This window comes from Ferrigenium sp. UT5, from assembly GCF_045866295.1.
In the GTDB taxonomy this organism is placed as follows: domain Bacteria; phylum Pseudomonadota; class Gammaproteobacteria; order Burkholderiales; family Gallionellaceae; genus Sideroxyarcus.
Window position 1 is genome coordinate 48988 of sequence record NZ_BAAFRY010000012.1, and the last position, 16471, is coordinate 65458.

At 56.3% G+C, this 16471-nt stretch carries 20 protein-coding genes; 2 read left to right on the forward strand and 18 right to left on the reverse strand.

The features are described 5' to 3' along the window. Positions 1 to 45 precede the first annotated feature (45 nt). The gene (gene pyrE, locus ACKTSJ_RS06210; protein WP_407898443.1) at positions 46 to 687 is read left to right on the forward strand and encodes an orotate phosphoribosyltransferase; all 642 of its coding nucleotides are present in this window, start codon (positions 46 to 48) and stop codon (positions 685 to 687) included. Further along, complete coding sequence (locus tag ACKTSJ_RS06215; RefSeq protein WP_407898445.1) at positions 687 to 1298, forward strand: DUF4124 domain-containing protein; 612 nt, start codon at positions 687 to 689, stop codon at positions 1296 to 1298. The genes pyrE and ACKTSJ_RS06215 overlap by 1 nt, the downstream gene beginning before the upstream one ends. Here ACKTSJ_RS06215 and ACKTSJ_RS06220 read toward each other — a convergent pair whose 3' ends face one another. From ACKTSJ_RS06220 to ACKTSJ_RS06305, 18 genes are all read right to left on the reverse strand, one after another. Further along, positions 1299 to 1937, reverse strand: a complete 639-nt coding sequence (locus ACKTSJ_RS06220) for a carbonic anhydrase (RefSeq protein WP_407898447.1) — start codon at positions 1935 to 1937, stop codon at positions 1299 to 1301. Continuing rightward, the gene (locus tag ACKTSJ_RS06225) at positions 1934 to 2815 is read right to left on the reverse strand and encodes a phosphoribosylaminoimidazolesuccinocarboxamide synthase (protein WP_407898449.1); all 882 of its coding nucleotides are present in this window, start codon (positions 2813 to 2815) and stop codon (positions 1934 to 1936) included. The genes ACKTSJ_RS06220 and ACKTSJ_RS06225 overlap by 4 nt, the downstream gene beginning before the upstream one ends. Positions 2816 to 2831: 16 nt before the next feature. Beyond that, positions 2832 to 3323: a 5-(carboxyamino)imidazole ribonucleotide mutase gene (gene purE / locus ACKTSJ_RS06230; RefSeq protein WP_407898451.1), complete on the reverse strand. Its 492-nt coding sequence runs from the start codon at positions 3321 to 3323 to the stop codon at positions 2832 to 2834. Positions 3324 to 3509: 186 nt separating this feature from the next. Then, positions 3510 to 4511 (reverse strand): class 1 fructose-bisphosphatase, encoded by a 1002-nt coding sequence (locus ACKTSJ_RS06235; RefSeq protein WP_407898453.1) that lies wholly within the window; start codon positions 4509 to 4511, stop codon positions 3510 to 3512. Positions 4512 to 4882: 371 nt separating this feature from the next. Beyond that, positions 4883 to 5308 (reverse strand): F0F1 ATP synthase subunit epsilon, encoded by a 426-nt coding sequence (locus ACKTSJ_RS06240; protein ID WP_407898455.1) that lies wholly within the window; start codon positions 5306 to 5308, stop codon positions 4883 to 4885. A gap of 15 nt (positions 5309 to 5323) precedes the next feature. Beyond that, complete coding sequence (gene atpD, locus ACKTSJ_RS06245; protein WP_407898456.1) at positions 5324 to 6745, reverse strand: F0F1 ATP synthase subunit beta; 1422 nt, start codon at positions 6743 to 6745, stop codon at positions 5324 to 5326. Positions 6746 to 6808: 63 nt separating this feature from the next. Next, positions 6809 to 7675 carry a F0F1 ATP synthase subunit gamma gene (atpG, locus tag ACKTSJ_RS06250; RefSeq protein ID WP_407898458.1) on the reverse strand — a complete coding sequence of 289 codons (867 nt, stop codon included), beginning with the start codon at positions 7673 to 7675 and terminating at the stop codon, positions 6809 to 6811. Positions 7676 to 7688: 13 nt separating this feature from the next. Continuing rightward, positions 7689 to 9230: a F0F1 ATP synthase subunit alpha gene (atpA, locus tag ACKTSJ_RS06255; protein WP_407898460.1), complete on the reverse strand. Its 1542-nt coding sequence runs from the start codon at positions 9228 to 9230 to the stop codon at positions 7689 to 7691. A gap of 31 nt (positions 9231 to 9261) precedes the next feature. Then, a complete protein-coding gene (locus ACKTSJ_RS06260) occupies positions 9262 to 9795 on the reverse strand; it encodes a F0F1 ATP synthase subunit delta (RefSeq protein WP_407898462.1) in 534 nt (177 codons plus the stop codon). Between the two features lie 5 nt (positions 9796 to 9800). Continuing rightward, on the reverse strand, positions 9801 to 10271 hold the full coding sequence (locus ACKTSJ_RS06265) for a F0F1 ATP synthase subunit B (RefSeq protein WP_407898464.1): 471 nt from the start codon (positions 10269 to 10271) through the stop codon (positions 9801 to 9803). A gap of 35 nt (positions 10272 to 10306) precedes the next feature. Then, on the reverse strand, positions 10307 to 10546 hold the full coding sequence (atpE, locus tag ACKTSJ_RS06270) for a F0F1 ATP synthase subunit C (protein WP_212785950.1): 240 nt from the start codon (positions 10544 to 10546) through the stop codon (positions 10307 to 10309). Between the two features lie 46 nt (positions 10547 to 10592). Next, positions 10593 to 11456: a F0F1 ATP synthase subunit A gene (gene atpB, locus ACKTSJ_RS06275; RefSeq protein WP_407898466.1), complete on the reverse strand. Its 864-nt coding sequence runs from the start codon at positions 11454 to 11456 to the stop codon at positions 10593 to 10595. Between the two features lie 5 nt (positions 11457 to 11461). Further along, positions 11462 to 11911 (reverse strand): ATP synthase subunit I, encoded by a 450-nt coding sequence (locus ACKTSJ_RS06280; RefSeq protein ID WP_407898468.1) that lies wholly within the window; start codon positions 11909 to 11911, stop codon positions 11462 to 11464. A gap of 16 nt (positions 11912 to 11927) precedes the next feature. Continuing rightward, positions 11928 to 12785, reverse strand: a complete 858-nt coding sequence (locus ACKTSJ_RS06285; protein ID WP_407898470.1) for a ParB/RepB/Spo0J family partition protein — start codon at positions 12783 to 12785, stop codon at positions 11928 to 11930. Between the two features lie 9 nt (positions 12786 to 12794). Beyond that, positions 12795 to 13592, reverse strand: a complete 798-nt coding sequence (locus tag ACKTSJ_RS06290) for a ParA family protein (protein ID WP_407898472.1) — start codon at positions 13590 to 13592, stop codon at positions 12795 to 12797. Between the two features lie 5 nt (positions 13593 to 13597). Then, positions 13598 to 14215, reverse strand: a complete 618-nt coding sequence (gene rsmG / locus ACKTSJ_RS06295; protein ID WP_407898473.1) for a 16S rRNA (guanine(527)-N(7))-methyltransferase RsmG — start codon at positions 14213 to 14215, stop codon at positions 13598 to 13600. Beyond that, on the reverse strand, positions 14212 to 16110 hold the full coding sequence (mnmG, locus tag ACKTSJ_RS06300; protein ID WP_407898475.1) for a tRNA uridine-5-carboxymethylaminomethyl(34) synthesis enzyme MnmG: 1899 nt from the start codon (positions 16108 to 16110) through the stop codon (positions 14212 to 14214). Before mnmG ends, rsmG begins: the two co-directional genes overlap by 4 nt. A 15-nt stretch (positions 16111 to 16125) precedes the next feature. Beyond that, the coding region (locus tag ACKTSJ_RS06305) for a transposase (RefSeq protein WP_407898477.1) at positions 16126 to 16471 on the reverse strand (346 nt) is incomplete at its 5' end.

The window sequence follows — 16471 nt, forward strand, 5'->3', positions numbered from 1 at the left end:
GCGGCTTTTCCCCGGGTCTCTGTGGTGGACTTTTTTGAGGTTTTCATGCACGCATATCGTCAGGATTTCATCCGTTTCGCTGTCGCACAGAAAGTCCTGTGCTTCGGCGAGTTCCAGACCAAGGCGGGCCGTCTGTCGCCTTACTTTTTCAACTCCGGCCTGTTCCAGGACGGGGCAGCGCTGCGCGCGTTGTGCCAGTTCTACGCGCAGGCCATCCTCGCCTCTGGCGTCAAGTTCGATATGTTGTTCGGCCCCGCCTACAAGGGCATCCCCTTGGTCGCGGGGACTTCCATCTCGCTGGCGGAGCAGGGGCGCAACGTGCCTTATTGCTTCAACCGCAAGGAAGCGAAGGACCACGGCGAGGGCGGCACGACGGTGGGGGCGAAGCTACAGGGCGATGTGCTCATCATCGACGATGTGATCTCGGCGGGCACCTCGGTGCGGGAGTCCATCGAGCTGATTCGCGCTGCGGGGGCGACACCGTGCGGCGTAGTGATCGCACTGGATCGCATGGAGCGCGGACAGGGCGAGTTGTCGGCGGTGCAGGAAGTGCGCCGGGATTACGGATTGCCGGTCATTTCCATCGCATCGCTGGACGATCTCTTGGCTTATTTGCAGGGGCGGGCGGAACTGGTGCAGAATCTGCACGCGGTGCAAACTTATCGTGACCGTTACGGGGTGAAATGATGAAATGTTCCAGACTGTTGATAACCGCAGTTGCCTTGTTTGCCACGTTCTCGCTGAACGTCGAGGCCAAACTATACAAATGGGTGGACAGCAACGGCACCACCCATTACGGCGAGACCATCCCGCCCGAGTATGCCAGCAAGGAAGCGGTCAAACTGGAAAAAGGACGGATTCATCAGCGCGACGAGGATCGCTCCAAGCAAGGTCAGAAACAGGCGATCAGAGACCCGGAGGCCGAAAAAAATCGCATCGAGGCGGAGCGGCATGACAACGCGCTGCTGAATACCTACAGCTCAGAAAAGGAAATCGATCTGGCCCGGGACCGCAACTTGCGGCAGGTCGAGGCACGCACGAATAGTTTTTCCGTACTATTGAGATCCGCGCGTGAGAATCTGGCTTCCCTGCAACAAGAGGCCGAAAATGCGACCAAACAGGGTCGCAAGGTATTCAAATCGCTCGAGGATGATATTGTTGAGGCAACCGCTCATATCGCCCAACTTGAAAAGGATCTAAATCAGAGTTTGAAAGAAACAGAGGCTGTCAAAGCGCGGTATGCGGCCGACAAGGCGCGCTACCGCGAATTAAAAGGCCTCCCGCCGGCAGTTCAATAATCAGACCGGCTCGAACTGTCCTCGGGCTGCGGTATATTGCAACAGCTGTCCGTGCTCGATATCAAAATACCAGCCGTGCAGGGCCAGCGTGCCTGTTGCCACACCGTCGCGCACCCAGCTGAATGTCTTCAGATTGTCCAACGAGCACAGGATCGCCTCCTGTTCGCAAGCGCGTTCGAGCTCATTTTGCTTTAATTGCGGATGCCTCTTCAGCACCTTCTGGCGCGCCGCCTCGGCCACCCCCATCCAGTTGCCGACATAACTTGCCTTTTCTGTACTCACGCCATTGCCGGCCAGCAACGCACGGATGCCTCCGCAGTGCGAATGTCCCAGCACGATGATGTGTTCGACTCCGAGGATACGCACACCGTACTCCAACGCGGCACTGGTGCCATGCCGGCCGTGGTCGGAATCTTCCGCCGGTGGAATGAGATTGGCGACATTGCGGATGACGAATAAATCGCCCGGAGCGCACTCCATCACCAGCGCAGGGTCAACGCGCGAGTCGCAGCAGGCAACCACCAATATTTTGGGGGACTGCCCATCCTGGACCAGTTGTTTGTACAGGGCATCAGCCGCCCCGAAATGCTTTTGCCGGAAGCGGTGAAATCCCGAAATGAGTTCGGCAGGATTGGTCATGCACCCAGCAGACGCTGGGCCTCGCGGTATTTTTCGGCGGTTTTCTGCAGCACGTCAGCGGGCACCTGCGGTGCCGGCGGCTGTTTGTTCCAGCCCGATGCTTCGAGCCAATCGCGCACGAACTGCTTGTCGAAGCTGGGCGGATTACTGCCGACCTGGTACTGGTCCGCCGGCCAGAAGCGCGAGGAGTCCGGCGTCAGCGCCTCGTCGATGAGGTAAAGCTTACCGGCGGCATCAGTACCGAACTCGAACTTGGTATCGGCGATGATGATGCCGCGTGTCAGGGCGTAATCCGCAGCGGCCGTGTAAAGCGCGAGGGTCGCCTTCTTCACTTGTTCGGCCATGGCCGGGCCCAGCAGTTTCTGCACGTGTGCAAAGCTGATGTTCTCGTCGTGCTCGCCCACCGCCGCCTTGCTCGAAGGCGTGAACAGTGGCTGCGGCAGTTTCTGCGCTTCCTGCAATCCGGCGGGGAGCTCGATTCCGCAAACGGCACCGGTCTTCTTGTAATCCTTCCAGCCGGAGCCGACCAGATACCCGCGCACGATCGCCTCGATCGGCAAGGGCTTCAACTTCTTGGTGACGAAGGCGCGCCCGCGCACCTGCGTCCGTTCATCCTCGGTCAGCACAACGGATTCCGGGGTAATGTCGGTGAGGTGGTTGGGAATCACGGGTGCCAGCCGCTTGAACCAGAAATTCGACACGGCCGTCAGCACTTCGCCCTTGCCCGGAATGGGGGTGGGCAGGATGACATCAAAAGCCGAGAGACGATCGGTCTGCACGATGAGCAGGTGCTCGCTATCAATCTCGTACAGATCGCGCACTTTACCGCGATGCAGGAACTTCAGACTGGGCAGATTGGATTCGTGCAGGACGCTCATGATGGACTCGGTAAAATTACAAATCGGGCAAGCGGGTCGCGGCAATTTGCGCGGCCTGTTGCTTGCGATAATCGGCCAACTTCTGCGCCAGTTGCGTGTCATTCAAGGCCAGTGTGGCGACTGCGAACAGCCCCGCATTGGCGGCCCCCGCTTCGCCGATGGCAAAAGTCGCAACCGGAATGCCTTTGGGCATCTGCACGATGGAGAGCAACGAGTCCATGCCCTTCAGATATTTGGAAGGGATGGGGACGCCCAGCACCGGCAGTGTGGTTTTGCCGGCAATGACACCGGCAAGGTGCGCCGCCCCTCCCGCGCCAGCGATGAAGCATTGCACGCCGTTTGTGCTCATTTCATGAATGTAGTCGAACAACATGTCGGGCGAGCGGTGCGCCGAAATCACGCGCGCGTCATATGCTACCCCGAAATCCTGCAACGCGCGGGCAGCCTGCTGCATGATTTCCCAATCATTCGCACTGCCCATGACGATGGAGACGCGTGGTTTGCTCATGTCGCTTCCTTGATCTTCACCCAAACTTGAGTAGCCACGGATGAGCACGGATACACACAGATCGTTCCGGCACTCCTGCGGAGTGGGTTAGCTCCGTATCAATTCGCACCCTTCCGCGGCATGTTGTATTTTGCAATCATTTCAGACGTAACAACGCCCCCGTTGCCGGGGGCGTCGGTCCATGCATCAGGCGCCCTTGTGGTAGCTGACGGCGCGCTCGACTTCATTCTTCGATCCCAGGATGACCGGCACGCGCTGGTGCAGCCCTTGCGGTTGCAAGTCCATGATGCGCTCGCGTCCGGTGGAACTCACGCCGCCGGCCTGCTCGACGATGAACGACATCGGGTTGGCTTCGTACATCAGGCGCAGCTTGCCTGCCTTGGCCGGATCCTTGGTATCGAACGGGTACATGAAAATCCCGCCGCGCGTCAGGATACGGTGCACTTCAGCCACCATGGAAGCAACCCAGCGCATGTTGAAATTCTTTTCGCGGCCGCCGTCCTTGCCCTTCACGCATTCCTCGACGTAACGCTGCACCGGTTTTTCCCAGTAGCGCTGGTTGGACATGTTGATGGCGAACTCGTTGGTGTCGGCAGGAATCTGCATGTTCGGGTGGGTCAGGAAGAAGTCGCCCACATCGCGGTCCAGGGTGAAGCCGTTCACGCCGTGGCCAGTGGTGATCACCATCATGGTGTTCGGGCCGTACAACGCATAGCCGGCACAGACCTGCTTGGTGCCCGGCTGCATGAAATCGGCGGCGGTCGGATTGGTCACGCCTTCCGGACAACGCAGGATGGAGAAGATGGTGCCGACGGAAATGTTCACGTCGATGTTGGAGGAACCGTCGAGCGGGTCAAAGGTGATCAGGTACTTGCCTTTGGGATACTTGGCCGGAATCGGGTAGATATCTTCCATTTCTTCCGAGGCCATCGCAGCCAGGTGGCCGCTCCATTCATTGGCCTTGATGAACACTTCATTGGTGATGATGTCGAGTTTCTTTTGTGTCTCGCCCTGCACGTTCTCGCTGCCGGCGCTGCCCAGCACGCCAATCAGCGCGCCCTTGTTCACGTCGTGCGCGATTTGTTTGCAGGCCGAAACGACATCGCTCAACAGCCCGGTGAAATCGCCGCTCGCATTCTGGACATGGCGCTGCTCTTCGATGATGAATTGGATCAGACTCTTGCTCATGCTGGTTTCTCCTCGTAGTTTATTTTAAATTTAGCCGACTGATTCTACTGCTTTGGGGCTGTACACTCTACGACTATATGCCTGCTGGATGAACGTCTGAGCCTGCACTGCGCATAGAATTGGCGTTTCTTTCGATCTTTTATCAACGCCCAAACCCGGCAGAAAAGTTGTTCATTCTGCTCCTGGCCTTTGCGTGAGTGGAGATGACTTATCTATATTTTTTTTTGCGGTTGGCAGGAGCAAAGATTGAATCAACTTGGCTGGACCGTTTTCGTTGGTTGAACTGTGTGAATTTTTCTCTTTTTCGGACTTTCACAACCAACCCCACATGCGTGACAAACCGATTTTTGTGTGGTGTTACACCCGCCCGGCTAGTGGGTATGCTTGCGCAGTTGCTGGATGGCACGGAGCTGGGCAATCGCCTCAGCCAGCTCGGCCTGTGCCGCAGCATAGTCAATGTCGGAAGTGCGATTCTTCATCGCCTCCTCGGCAGCCTGTTTCGCTTCGATGGACCGCGCCTCGTCGAGATCGGCACCGCGGATGGCCGTATCTGCCAGAACCGTGATGATATTGGGCTGGATTTCCAGCATGCCGCCAGAAACATAGACCAACTCCTCTTGCTCCTGGTCCGGCCGCTTGATGCGCACCGCGCCGGGCTTGATGCGGGTCAGTAGTGCGGTATGGCGCGGGTAGATGCCCAGTTCCCCCATTTCGCCAGGTACGACGACGAATTCGGCCAGACCGGAAAAAATCTGCTCTTCCGCGCTCACCACATCCACATGTACGGTCATTGCCATGGTAGCTCCCATTGTTTATTGCAGGGTCTTGGCCTTCTCGACCGCCTCTTCGATGCCGCCCACCATGTAGAACGCCTGTTCCGGCAAATGATCGTACTCGCCATCAACAATTGCCTTGAAGCCCTTGATCGTGTCCTTCAGCGTTACATATTTCCCGGGTGCGCCGGTAAATTGTTCTGCTACGTGGAACGGTTGCGACAAGAAGCGCTGGATCTTGCGCGCACGGGCGACAGCCAGCTTGTCTTCGGGGGCCAGCTCGTCCATGCCCAGAATAGCGATGATGTCACGCAGTTCCTTGTAGCGTTGCAGGGTCTGCTGCACGCGGCGTGCCACGGTGTAGTGCTCTTCACCCACGACCAGCGGATCGAGCTGGCGCGAGGTGGAGTCCAGCGGATCGACTGCCGGGTAGATACCCAGCGAGGCGATGTCGCGGGACAACACGACGGTGGAATCCAGGTGCAGGAAGGTGGTTGCCGGAGACGGGTCGGTCAAGTCATCGGCAGGGACGTACACGGCCTGGATGGAAGTGATGGATCCCACTTTGGTCGAGGTGATGCGCTCTTGCAGGCGTCCCATTTCTTCAGCCAGGGTCGGTTGGTAACCCACGGCAGACGGCATACGCCCCAGTAGCGCGGACACTTCGGTACCGGCCAATGTATAACGATAAATGTTGTCCACGAAGAACAGGATGTCGCGGCCTTCGTCGCGGAATTTTTCGGCCATGGTCAGACCGGACAACGCCACGCGCAAACGGTTGCCGGGCGGCTCGTTCATCTGGCCGAACACCATCGCCACTTTGGACTTGGTGAAGTCTTCCCTGTCGATAACGCCCGCATCCGTCATTTCGTGATAGAAGTCGTTGCCTTCGCGGGTGCGCTCTCCCACCCCGGCGAACACCGACAGACCGCTGTGCTGCTTGGCGATGTTGTTGATGAGTTCCAGCATGTTCACGGTTTTGCCCACGCCGGCGCCGCCGAACAGGCCGACCTTGCCGCCCTTGGCGAACGGGCAAACCAGGTCGATCACCTTGATCCCGGTTTCCAGCAATTCAACCGAAGGAGAAAGTTCGTCAAATTTTGGGGCTGCCTGGTGGATGGCGCGCTTTTCGTCGCTCTTGATCGGACCGACTTCATCGATCGGGCGACCGAGCACGTCCATGATGCGGCCCAAAGTTCCCGTGCCCACCGGGACCTGGATCGGATTGCCGGTGGCGTTGACCGCCATGCCGCGGCGCAAACCGTCGGAGGAGCCCATGGCGATGGTGCGCACGACCCCGTCGCCGAGTTGCTGCTCAACCTCGAAGGTCAAGCCGGGTTCGGCTGTCGAGTTACCCGCGTCTGCCAATGTCAGCGCTTCGTAAATCCTGGGCATCTGGTCGCGCGGAAATTCGATGTCAACCACCGCGCCGATACACTGAACAATCTTTCCTTGACTCATTTTAAGATTCCCCGTCTAAATTAATTCTTAAATTCTTTGCCAAACCCGCAGTCATTCCTGCGCTTACTCCAGCGCAGCCGCGCCGCCAACGATTTCAGATATTTCTTTGGTGATCGCAGCCTGGCGTGCTTTGTTGTAAACCAGCTTGAGTTCGCTGATGACGCTCTTCGCGTTGTCGGAAGCGGCTTTCATCGCCACCATGCGCGAGCTTTGTTCTGCCGCGATGTTTTCAACAACGGCCTGATACACCAGAGATTCGACATAGCGCATCAGCAATTCGTCGATCACTTTCTTGGCATCCGGTTCGTAGATGTAATCCCATGTTGCATCGCTGGTTCCGATTTTCTCTCCAGTCAGCGGCAACAACTGCTCCACGCGCGGTTCCTGGCGCATGGTGTTGATGAAGTGGTTGTAGCTCAAGTAGATCGCATCGATTTCTCCGGCAACGTATGCATCCAGCATCGCCTTTACCGTACCGATCAGTTTTTCGACATGCGGCACATCGCCCAGTCCGACCATGTGAGATCGGACTTTTGCCCCGATGCGGTTCATGAAACCGAACCCCTTGTTCCCGATTGGACAAACGAGGAGGCCCTTGCCCTCACCCTCCCAGTTTTTCATCTCGTTCACGGCCAAGCGCAGCAAATTGGTATTCAAACCGCCGCAAAGCCCTTTGTCCGAGGTAACCAGGATCAGACCAACGTTGCTGATCTTGTCGCGTTTTGCCAGGAATGCGTGCTTGTATTCCGGGTTGGCGCGCGACAGGTGGCCTGCAACGTTGCGGATCTTCTCGGCATAGGGACGGGCGGCGCGCATGCGTTCCTGCGCTTTGCGCATCTTTGCCGCTGCCACCATCTCCATCGCACGGGTGATCTTGCGCGTATTTTCTACGCTCTTGATCTTGGTGCGAATCTCTTTACTGCCGGCCATAACTCACCTCGCCTTAATAAACTGCGGTTGCCTTGAACGAATCAATGGCTGCTACCAGCAATTTTTCGTTATCCGCCGACAGGTCCTTGGTGGTTTCAATCGCATCCATCAGATCTTTGTTCTTCGAACCCAGGTGCGCGTGCAAGGCGGCCTCGAAGGCGAGGACCTTGGGCACGGCGATATCGTCGAAGTATCCCTTGTTCACCGCAAACAGCGTGGCAGCCATTTTGGACACCGACAAAGGAGCATATTGAAGTTGCTTCATCAGCTCCGTCACGATCTTGCCGCGCTCAAGCTGCTTGCGGGTCGCCTCATCCAGATCAGAAGCGAACTGCGCGAACGCAGCCAGTTCACGATATTGTGCCAGTGCCAGACGCACCCCGCCGCCCAATTTCTTGATGACCTTGGTCTGCGCGGCTCCACCGACGCGTGAAACGGACACACCGGCGTTGATCGCGGGACGGATGCCGGCGTTGAACAGGTCGGCTTCCAGGAAAATCTGGCCATCGGTAATGGAAATCACGTTGGTCGGCACGAAGGCGGACACGTCGCCAGCCTGGGTTTCGATGATCGGCAATGCGGTCAGAGAACCGGTCTTGCCTTTGACGGCGCCTTTGGTGAAAGCTTCGACGTACTCGGCGTTCACTCGAGCTGCGCGCTCCAGCAAGCGGGAGTGCAGATAGAACACGTCGCCGGGGTAAGCTTCGCGGCCGGGCGGGCGCCGCAACAAAAGGGAAATCTGCCGATACGCCCAAGCCTGTTTGGTCAGATCGTCATACACAATCAGCGCGTCTTCGCCGCGGTCGCGGAAGTACTCGCCCATGGTGCAACCAGCATAGGGTGCCAGGAACTGCATCGCGGCGGAGTCGGAAGCCGTTGCCGCAACAACGATGGTATATTCCATCGCGCCGTGTTCCTCCAGCTTGCGCACCACATTGGCGACGGTCGAGGCTTTCTGGCCTACGGCAACGTAGATACAGGTCATGTTCTGACCCTTTTGATTGATGATGGCGTCCACGGCGACGGCGGTCTTGCCGGTCTGGCGGTCACCGATGATCAGTTCACGCTGACCGCGACCGACCGGCACCATGGAGTCGATAGACTTCAAACCTGTCTGTACCGGCTGGTCCACCGATTTACGGGCGATCACGCCAGGCGCGACCTTTTCGATCTTGTCGGTCATCTTGGTGTTGACCGGACCTTTGCCGTCAATCGGCTGCCCCAGTGCATTCACCACGCGGCCGCGCAATTCGGGGCCAACCGGCACTTCAAGAATGCGGCCGGTACACTTGACCGTGTCGCCTTCGGTGATGTGTTCATACTCTCCCAGAATCACGGCACCGACGGAATCGCGCTCGAGGTTCAGCGCCAGGCCGTAAGTGTTGCCGGGAAATTCGAGCATTTCGCCTTGCATCACGTCGGACAGGCCGTGTACGCGGACAATACCGTCGGTCACGCTGACCACCGTACCTTCGGTGCGCGCCTGCGTCAGGGCTTCGAAGTTTTCGATGCGGCTGCGAATCAGATTACTAATTTCGGAAGGGTTGAGCTTCATCTGGATTTCCTCATTCTTGAAAATTCTTTGATCAGGCCAGGGCATTCGCCATTTCAGCAAGGCGGGTCAACGCGGAACCGTCGATCACCTTGTCTCCGGCGCGGATCACCACGCCACCCAGTAAATCTTTTTTGACCTTGCAAGTCAGTTTGATCTCGCGCGCCAGTCGCTTCTTGAGCGAAGTGGCAATCTTGTCCTGCTGCGCCGCGTTCAGTTCGAATGCGGATTCCACCACCACATTGACTGATTTCTCCGCTTCCGCCTTGAACGCCTCGAATAAAGCAGCGATTTCCGGTAGCAACAGCAACCGCTGATTATCCGCAAGGATGCGCACAAAATTGCGCTGTTGCGCAGCGCAGCCCGATGCAAGCAATGCTTCCATAATGGCTTCAATCTGCTGCTTTGGAATTTGCGGGTTGGTCACCACCGCATGCACTTCCGGATGATTGACTGCGCCAGCCAAAGACAGCAGCATTTCGGACCAACCCTGCAGATCGTTCAGCTTTTTCGCTTCATCGAATGCCGCCTGGGCATAGGGACGAGCGGTAGTAATGGCTTCGGACATGGCGTTTAAATTTCCGCGACGAGTTTGTCGAGCAAATCGTTATGGGCTTTCGCGTCGATTTCACGGCCGAGGATCTTTCCTGCTCCGGCCAGTGCGATTGCGGAAACTTGCGTGCGCAACTGTTCTTTGGCACGGAAAACTTCCTGCTCGATTTCGGCCTTGGCGCCGGCGATAATGCGATCGCCTTCAACCCTGGCTTGCGACTTGGCTTCTTCCACCATTTCACTGGCCCGCTTTTCGCTGTTGCCGATTATTTCCCCGGCCTTTTCTTTCGCCTCGCGCAGAATTTCAGCAGAGCGCTTGGCAGCCAGTTCAAGATCCTGCTTGGCACGTTCGGCATCCGCCAAACCGTCAGCGATCTGCTTCTTGCGCGCGTCGAGAGCGGCCATGATCGGCGCCCAGACGAACTTCATGCAGAACCACACGAACAACGCGAACATGATGGTCTGGGCGAGAAGAGTTGCATTGATGTTCATGCAAGCTTCCTTTCTTAATTATGCGTTTGCGCGGATTAACCCACCACAGCAAACAGAACGTACATTGCGATACCCACAGCAATCATCGGGACCGCATCAACCAGACCCATTACCACAAAGAACTGGGTGCGCAGCATCGGGATCAGTTCCGGTTGGCGGGCAGCACCCTCCAGGAAACGACCGCCCAGAATACCGATGCCCACGGCGGCGCCGAGTGCGCCCAGACCCATCATCAATGCGCCAGCGATGTACAGCAGTGCGTTTGCCATTTCCATTTTGTATTTCTCCTGTTGATAAAAGTTAATGTTGATGAAACTGAAATTAGTGGTGTTCCTGGTGCGCCATATCCAGATATACAACGGTCAGCGTCATGAAGATGAACGCCTGCAGCGTAATAATCAGGATGTGGAAAATCGCCCAGCCCAGCGACAACAGCAATTGCGATCCAAACAGAGTGGCACTGGTCAGGGAGGCGCCAGCCCAGGCGCCGCCCATCAACGCGATCAGAATGAATATCATTTCTCCGGCGTACATATTGCCGAACAGACGCAACGCGAGCGAGATTGGTTTGGCGATGAGATTCACACCTTCCAGAAGCAGGTTGACAGGCATGCCCCACTTGCCAAAAGGCTGCATCGTCAGTTCGCCGAGAAAGCCGCCGACACCCTTCATCTTCACGCTGTAATACAAGACAAGAATAAATACCCCGATGGCCAGCCCAAACGTTGCATTCGGATCAGTGGAGGGAACCACCTTGAAAAATGGGACCCCAAGGGCACTCATTATCAAGGGCACATAGTCGATCGGGATCAAGTCCATCAAGTTCAGCAGAAACACCCAGAAAAAGATGGTCAGGGCCAGCGGCGCAACCATGTTGTTCTTCGCCGTAAAAGAACCCCGCACGCTGCTATCGACAAATTCGATGGCCCACTCGCAAAAATTCTGCCATCCGCCCGGTGTTCCGCTTACCACACTCTTGGCCACGCTACGAAAGATGAACAGAAAAATCGCCCCCAGCAGGAGCGACATGATGAATGTATCCAGATTGAGCGCCCAGAAACCCATTTCCTTGGCTTCTGCCGCCGTGTGCGCAACTCCCCAGGTGCCGTCGGGTAGCTGGCCATAGGTCAGATTTTGCAGGTGATGTTTGATGTATTCCGCTGAGGTATGAGCTTCGCTGGACATATTTTTTATCTAAATCTGAATTGCAAAAACAGGCGCGCCAAAATCATCACAGCCTGACCTGATACAAACCCCCCCAAGACCACCAGCGGTTGTTTGGTCACCGCCATGGCCAATACTAGGGCAATCACTACCGACAGAAAGCGCTCTACGGCATAAAAATACAATAACCGCAACTGTAGTTGTGCATCATGGGATTCGCTCCTGCTGGCACGGGACATTCTCCAAGCCAGCAACAGGCTGTTGAGAACCGAGACCCCTCCCCCACTCCACGCCGCTATTGAGATTTCCGGTGCCGCCCCGAAGCTGAAGCTGATGCCTGAAACTGCGCATGCAACAATTATCTGCGCGGCAATCAATCGGCTTATTTGACGTTTTTCTTGTGCCGTAGCTTCCCCGAGCGCTGCGATGATAGCGGCCTTCGCTTGGGGTGTCAAACTTTCCCACGACTCTTTCAATGACTGTCCGCTCACGTCATGCGCGGGTCAGCACGTCAATCAATTCTCCCAACTGGTCATTGCTTGTATAGTGGATGACCAGTTTCCCGCCATTCTTGCTGCCCGCTTTTATTTCAACCCGGGTACCCAGATGCGTGCCCACCTCATCCTCAAGGCGTTGTGTGTCGCGATTGGTTTCCTTGACTTTTTTCTGCCGCACCGGGGTGTTTTCCGCGTGTTTTTGCACCAGACTTTCGGCTTCCCTGACGGACAAGTTTTCCAGCACGATCTTATTTGCCAGCAAAATCTGTTCGGCGGCTTCCAGCGATAGCAATGCTCGGGCATGCCCCATGTCCAAATCGCCTTCCATCAGCATCCCCTGCACTTCTGGAGGCAGTTTCAACAGGCGCAGCAGGTTGCTGGCTGCGCTCCGTGAGCGCCCCACTGCATCGGCAGCTTCCTGATGGGTCATCCGAAATTCGTCGATCAGGCGTTGAATGCCGACCGCCTCTTCCAGCGGATTCAAATCTTCGCGCTGAATGTTCTCGATCAGCGCCATCGCCAATGCCGCATTGTCCGGTACCACTCTGACCAGTACTGGCACTTTATTGAGTCCGGCCACTTGTGCCGCACGCCAGCGGCGTTCGCCGGCGATTATTTCGTAACTTCCGTTAGCCAATTCCCTCGCCAAAATAGGCTGGATCACCCCTTGAGCCTTGATCGAGCTGGCCAGCTCATTGAGGGACTCTTCATCCATGCGGCTCCGCGGCTGGTACTTGCCGGGTTTGAGTTGTGCTACCTCCAACTCGCGCAAGCTGTCACTGGCTTTGACATCCGCCCCCCCGGACAACAATGCATCCAGCCCACGCCCCAAACCTTTATTGATTTTCGCCATGCTATATCCTTAATTTGATTCGAAAAGATTCTGTTTGTTGGCGCTTGCTTCCTTGTTCAATATCTCTCCGGCCAGCGCAAGGTAAGCTTGAGTCCCCTTGGATTGGGCATCGTGATACAGGGCAGGCACTCCGTAGCTTGGTGCTTCTGCCAGTCGAACATTGCGCGGTATCACGGTGCGGTAAACCTTTTCCCCAAAATGTTGCTGCAATTGCGCGGAAACCTGTTGCGCCAGAGAGTTGCGCGGGTCAAACATGGTGCGCAACAAACCTTCTATTTCCAACTGCGGATTCAGGTGTTCACGGACTTTGCGTATCGTGTTCACCAGATCGCTCAAGCCTTCCAGCGCGTAATACTCGCACTGCATCGGAATCATGACCGAGTGGGCGGCGCACAAACCGTTAAGGGTAAGCAGGTTAAGCGCGGGGGGGCAGTCCACCAGAATAAAATCATAAATTTCCGCCAACGCGGCAATTTCTTTTTTCAGGCGTGTTTCACGCCCCTCCAGTTCGATCAGCTCAATCTCGGCACCGGCAAGTTCGCGGTTTGAACCCAGCACATCATAGTTCCCTTTTTCGGCCGCAACCTTTGCCTCTGCAATCGTCGCTTCGCCGAGCAGCACATGGTAAACACTGGTTTTCAGGCTGGATTTATCGATTCCGCTCCCCATCGTGGCATTGGCCTGCGGATCGAGATCAATCAGCAACACCCGTTTTTTGGCTGCCGCCAGACTGGCCGCCAGATTGACGGTGGTCGTCGTCTTGCCTACCCCGCCCTTCTGGTTGGTGATAGCCATTATTTTCGCCATTCCAGTTACTCCCTTTTCTTCGCCGCAATCACCAGACTCCTGTCCGCACCCAAGCCTGGAACATGAATCTGGATTGTCTGCTCAATCGTGCAACCCAGAGGCACCTTTTCTTCAAGCTTTCCCTTCATGGCAGCCCAGCGCCCCTCTGCTGCCAACAAATGCCCGGTCAAATTTGTAAATTTTTCAAGCTCTGCAAAGGCGCGCGAAATGATGCCATCAAACCGTTCAGTGGTAGGCCAATCTTCCACGCGACCTGAATGAACCTTGATATTGGAGAGGTCCAGTTCAATGGCGGCCTGTTGCACAAAACTGGTTTTTTTGCTGTTACTGTCCAGCAAGGTAAATTGCCAGTCCGGTCTGGCAATGGCGAGAATCGCACCCGGCACCCCCGCGCCACAGCCCACATCCAGCCACTTGCCCTCCCACAGATAGGGCAACACCGCCAAACTATCCAGCAAATGGTGTATGACCATATCGTGTTCTTCGCTGATCGCGGTCAGATTGTACGTCTTGTTCCATTTCCGCATCAGCGCGAGGTAGGCCAGCATTTTTTGCTGGGTATCAAAATCCAGCTTCAGCCCAATTTTTTCCGCCCCAGAATGCAGTGTCCCCGCCGCATTCATGCTTGAACCGATTCGGCACGGTTTGTTTTCAGGCCCCTTTTTAAGTGCACCAGCAGCAGCGAAATATCGGCGGGGGTGATCCCCGAAATGCGCGCCGCGCGCCCGATGGTTTCAGGCTGGTATTGATTGAACTTTTGCTGCGCCTCGATGGAAAGTCCACGCACTTGGCAATAATCCATCCCCTCTGGCAAACGCATGTCTTCGTACACCGCTTGGTGCGCTATTTCGGTTTTCTGTTTTTCGATATAACCCTGGTATTTGGCCCCAATTTCGACTTGCTGGGCAATCACATCAGCCGCGCCCGCGCTCGCACCGGGCAACGTCATGAGCGCGGCGTACCCGACCTCTGGCCGACGCAACAAGTCATACAGAGAGTATTCGCGGTCGATCTTCTTGCCGAGCACGCGGACAGCTTCATCCTCCGGCAACGAAGCCGGATTGAACCAGGTCCCTTTCAATCTTTGCTCTTCGCGTGCGATTGCTTCCCGTTTTTCAGAAAAGCGGATCCACCTGCTCTCATCGACGACCCCCAAATCCCGCCCGGTTTCTGTCAAACGCAAATCGGCATTATCTTCACGCAACTGCAACCGATATTCAGCCCGACTGGTAAACATGCGATAGGGCTCGGTGACTCCGCGCGTAATCAGGTCATCAACCATGACCCCCAGATAGGCCTCGTTGCGACGCGGGCACCAAGGTGCTTTGCCGCGCACAAACAGGGATGCATTGATTCCCGCCAATACCCCTTGGGCAGCCGCTTCCTCATAACCTGTGGTTCCGTTGATCTGCCCCGCAAAAAATAAACCGCGAATGAGGCGGGTTTCCAGCGAGCTCTTCAGGCCGCGCGGATCGAAATAGTCATATTCGATCGCATAGCCAGGACGCAAGATATGCGCATTTTCCAGCCCGCGTATCGAGTGCACCAGCTCGAACTGCACATCGTAGGGCAGGCTGGTGGATATGCCGTTGGGATAAATCTCGTGTGTCGTAAGCCCTTCCGGTTCCAGAAAAATCTGGTGCGAGGTCTTGTCCGCAAAACGCGTGATCTTGTCCTCGACCGAAGGGCAATAGCGCGGCCCCACCCCCTCGATGATGCCCGTGAACATGGGCGAACGGTCCAGCCCCCCCCGGATGATTTCGTGGGTTCTTTCGTTGGTTTCTGTGATCCAGCACGGCATTTGCCGAGGATGTTGTGCAACCTCCCCGACGAACGAAAACACCGGTATAGGATCGTCGCCTTGTTGCACCTGCATGACCGAGAAATCGATCGTACGACCATCAATCCGGGGAGGCGTACCCGTTTTGAGTCTGCCCACAGTAAAACCCAGATCGCGCAACTGTTTTGCCAGGCTGATTGAGGGGGGGTCACCTGCCCGACCCGCCGGATAGTGGGATTGACCTACATGAATGAGTCCGGACAGAAAAGTGCCTGCAGTTAAAACCACGCTGCGCGCGGAAAATTTCAGACCCAATTGCGTGATGACGCCACACACCCTGTCACCGTCCAGCAACATGCCATCGACCGCTTGCTGGAAGATCCACAAATTGGCCTGATTTTCCAGACGTGAGCGAATGGCCTGTTTATAAAGCAATCGATCGGCTTGCGCCCGCGTTGCACGCACCGCCGGACCCTTGCTTGAATTAAGAATGCGAAACTGGATTCCCGCCTCATCCGTGGCAGCCGCCATGGCACCTCCCAGCGCATCTATTTCCTTGACCAAGTGTCCCTTGCCAATCCCGCCAATCGACGGATTGCACGACATCTGCCCAAGCGTTTCTACGTTATGGCTCAACAGCAAGGTCTTGCAACCACTGCGCGCGCTGGCGAGCGCAGCCTCGGTACCGGCATGCCCCCCCCCCACAACGATCACATCAAATTTGACTGGAGTATCCATTTCAGTAGTGTCCGGTTAAAAGTCGAACAAATTTAGCTGGTTAGAAAAGTCCGTCTGTTCTAAGAGTTGTCCACCGCCCGCGAAAGCCTGATCCAGTGGGGTTTTCTCAAAGACAGACACCGAAAGAATCTGTAGCAGCGAATAAAGCGAGGCATCAAATTGCAGCTCCTTCTTAACGATGGCAATCAGCACGTAGGTAGAGACGGCGCACCAGATTTGCGTCTTCACCGCGTTCTCGCTGTTGCCGATAAAGCGTTTGATGCGCAGGTGCTGCTTGATCCACTTGAAGAACAACTCGACCTGCCAGCGGCTCTTGTAAAGCGCGGCGATGGTCAGTGCTGGCAATACAGTGTTGTTGGTG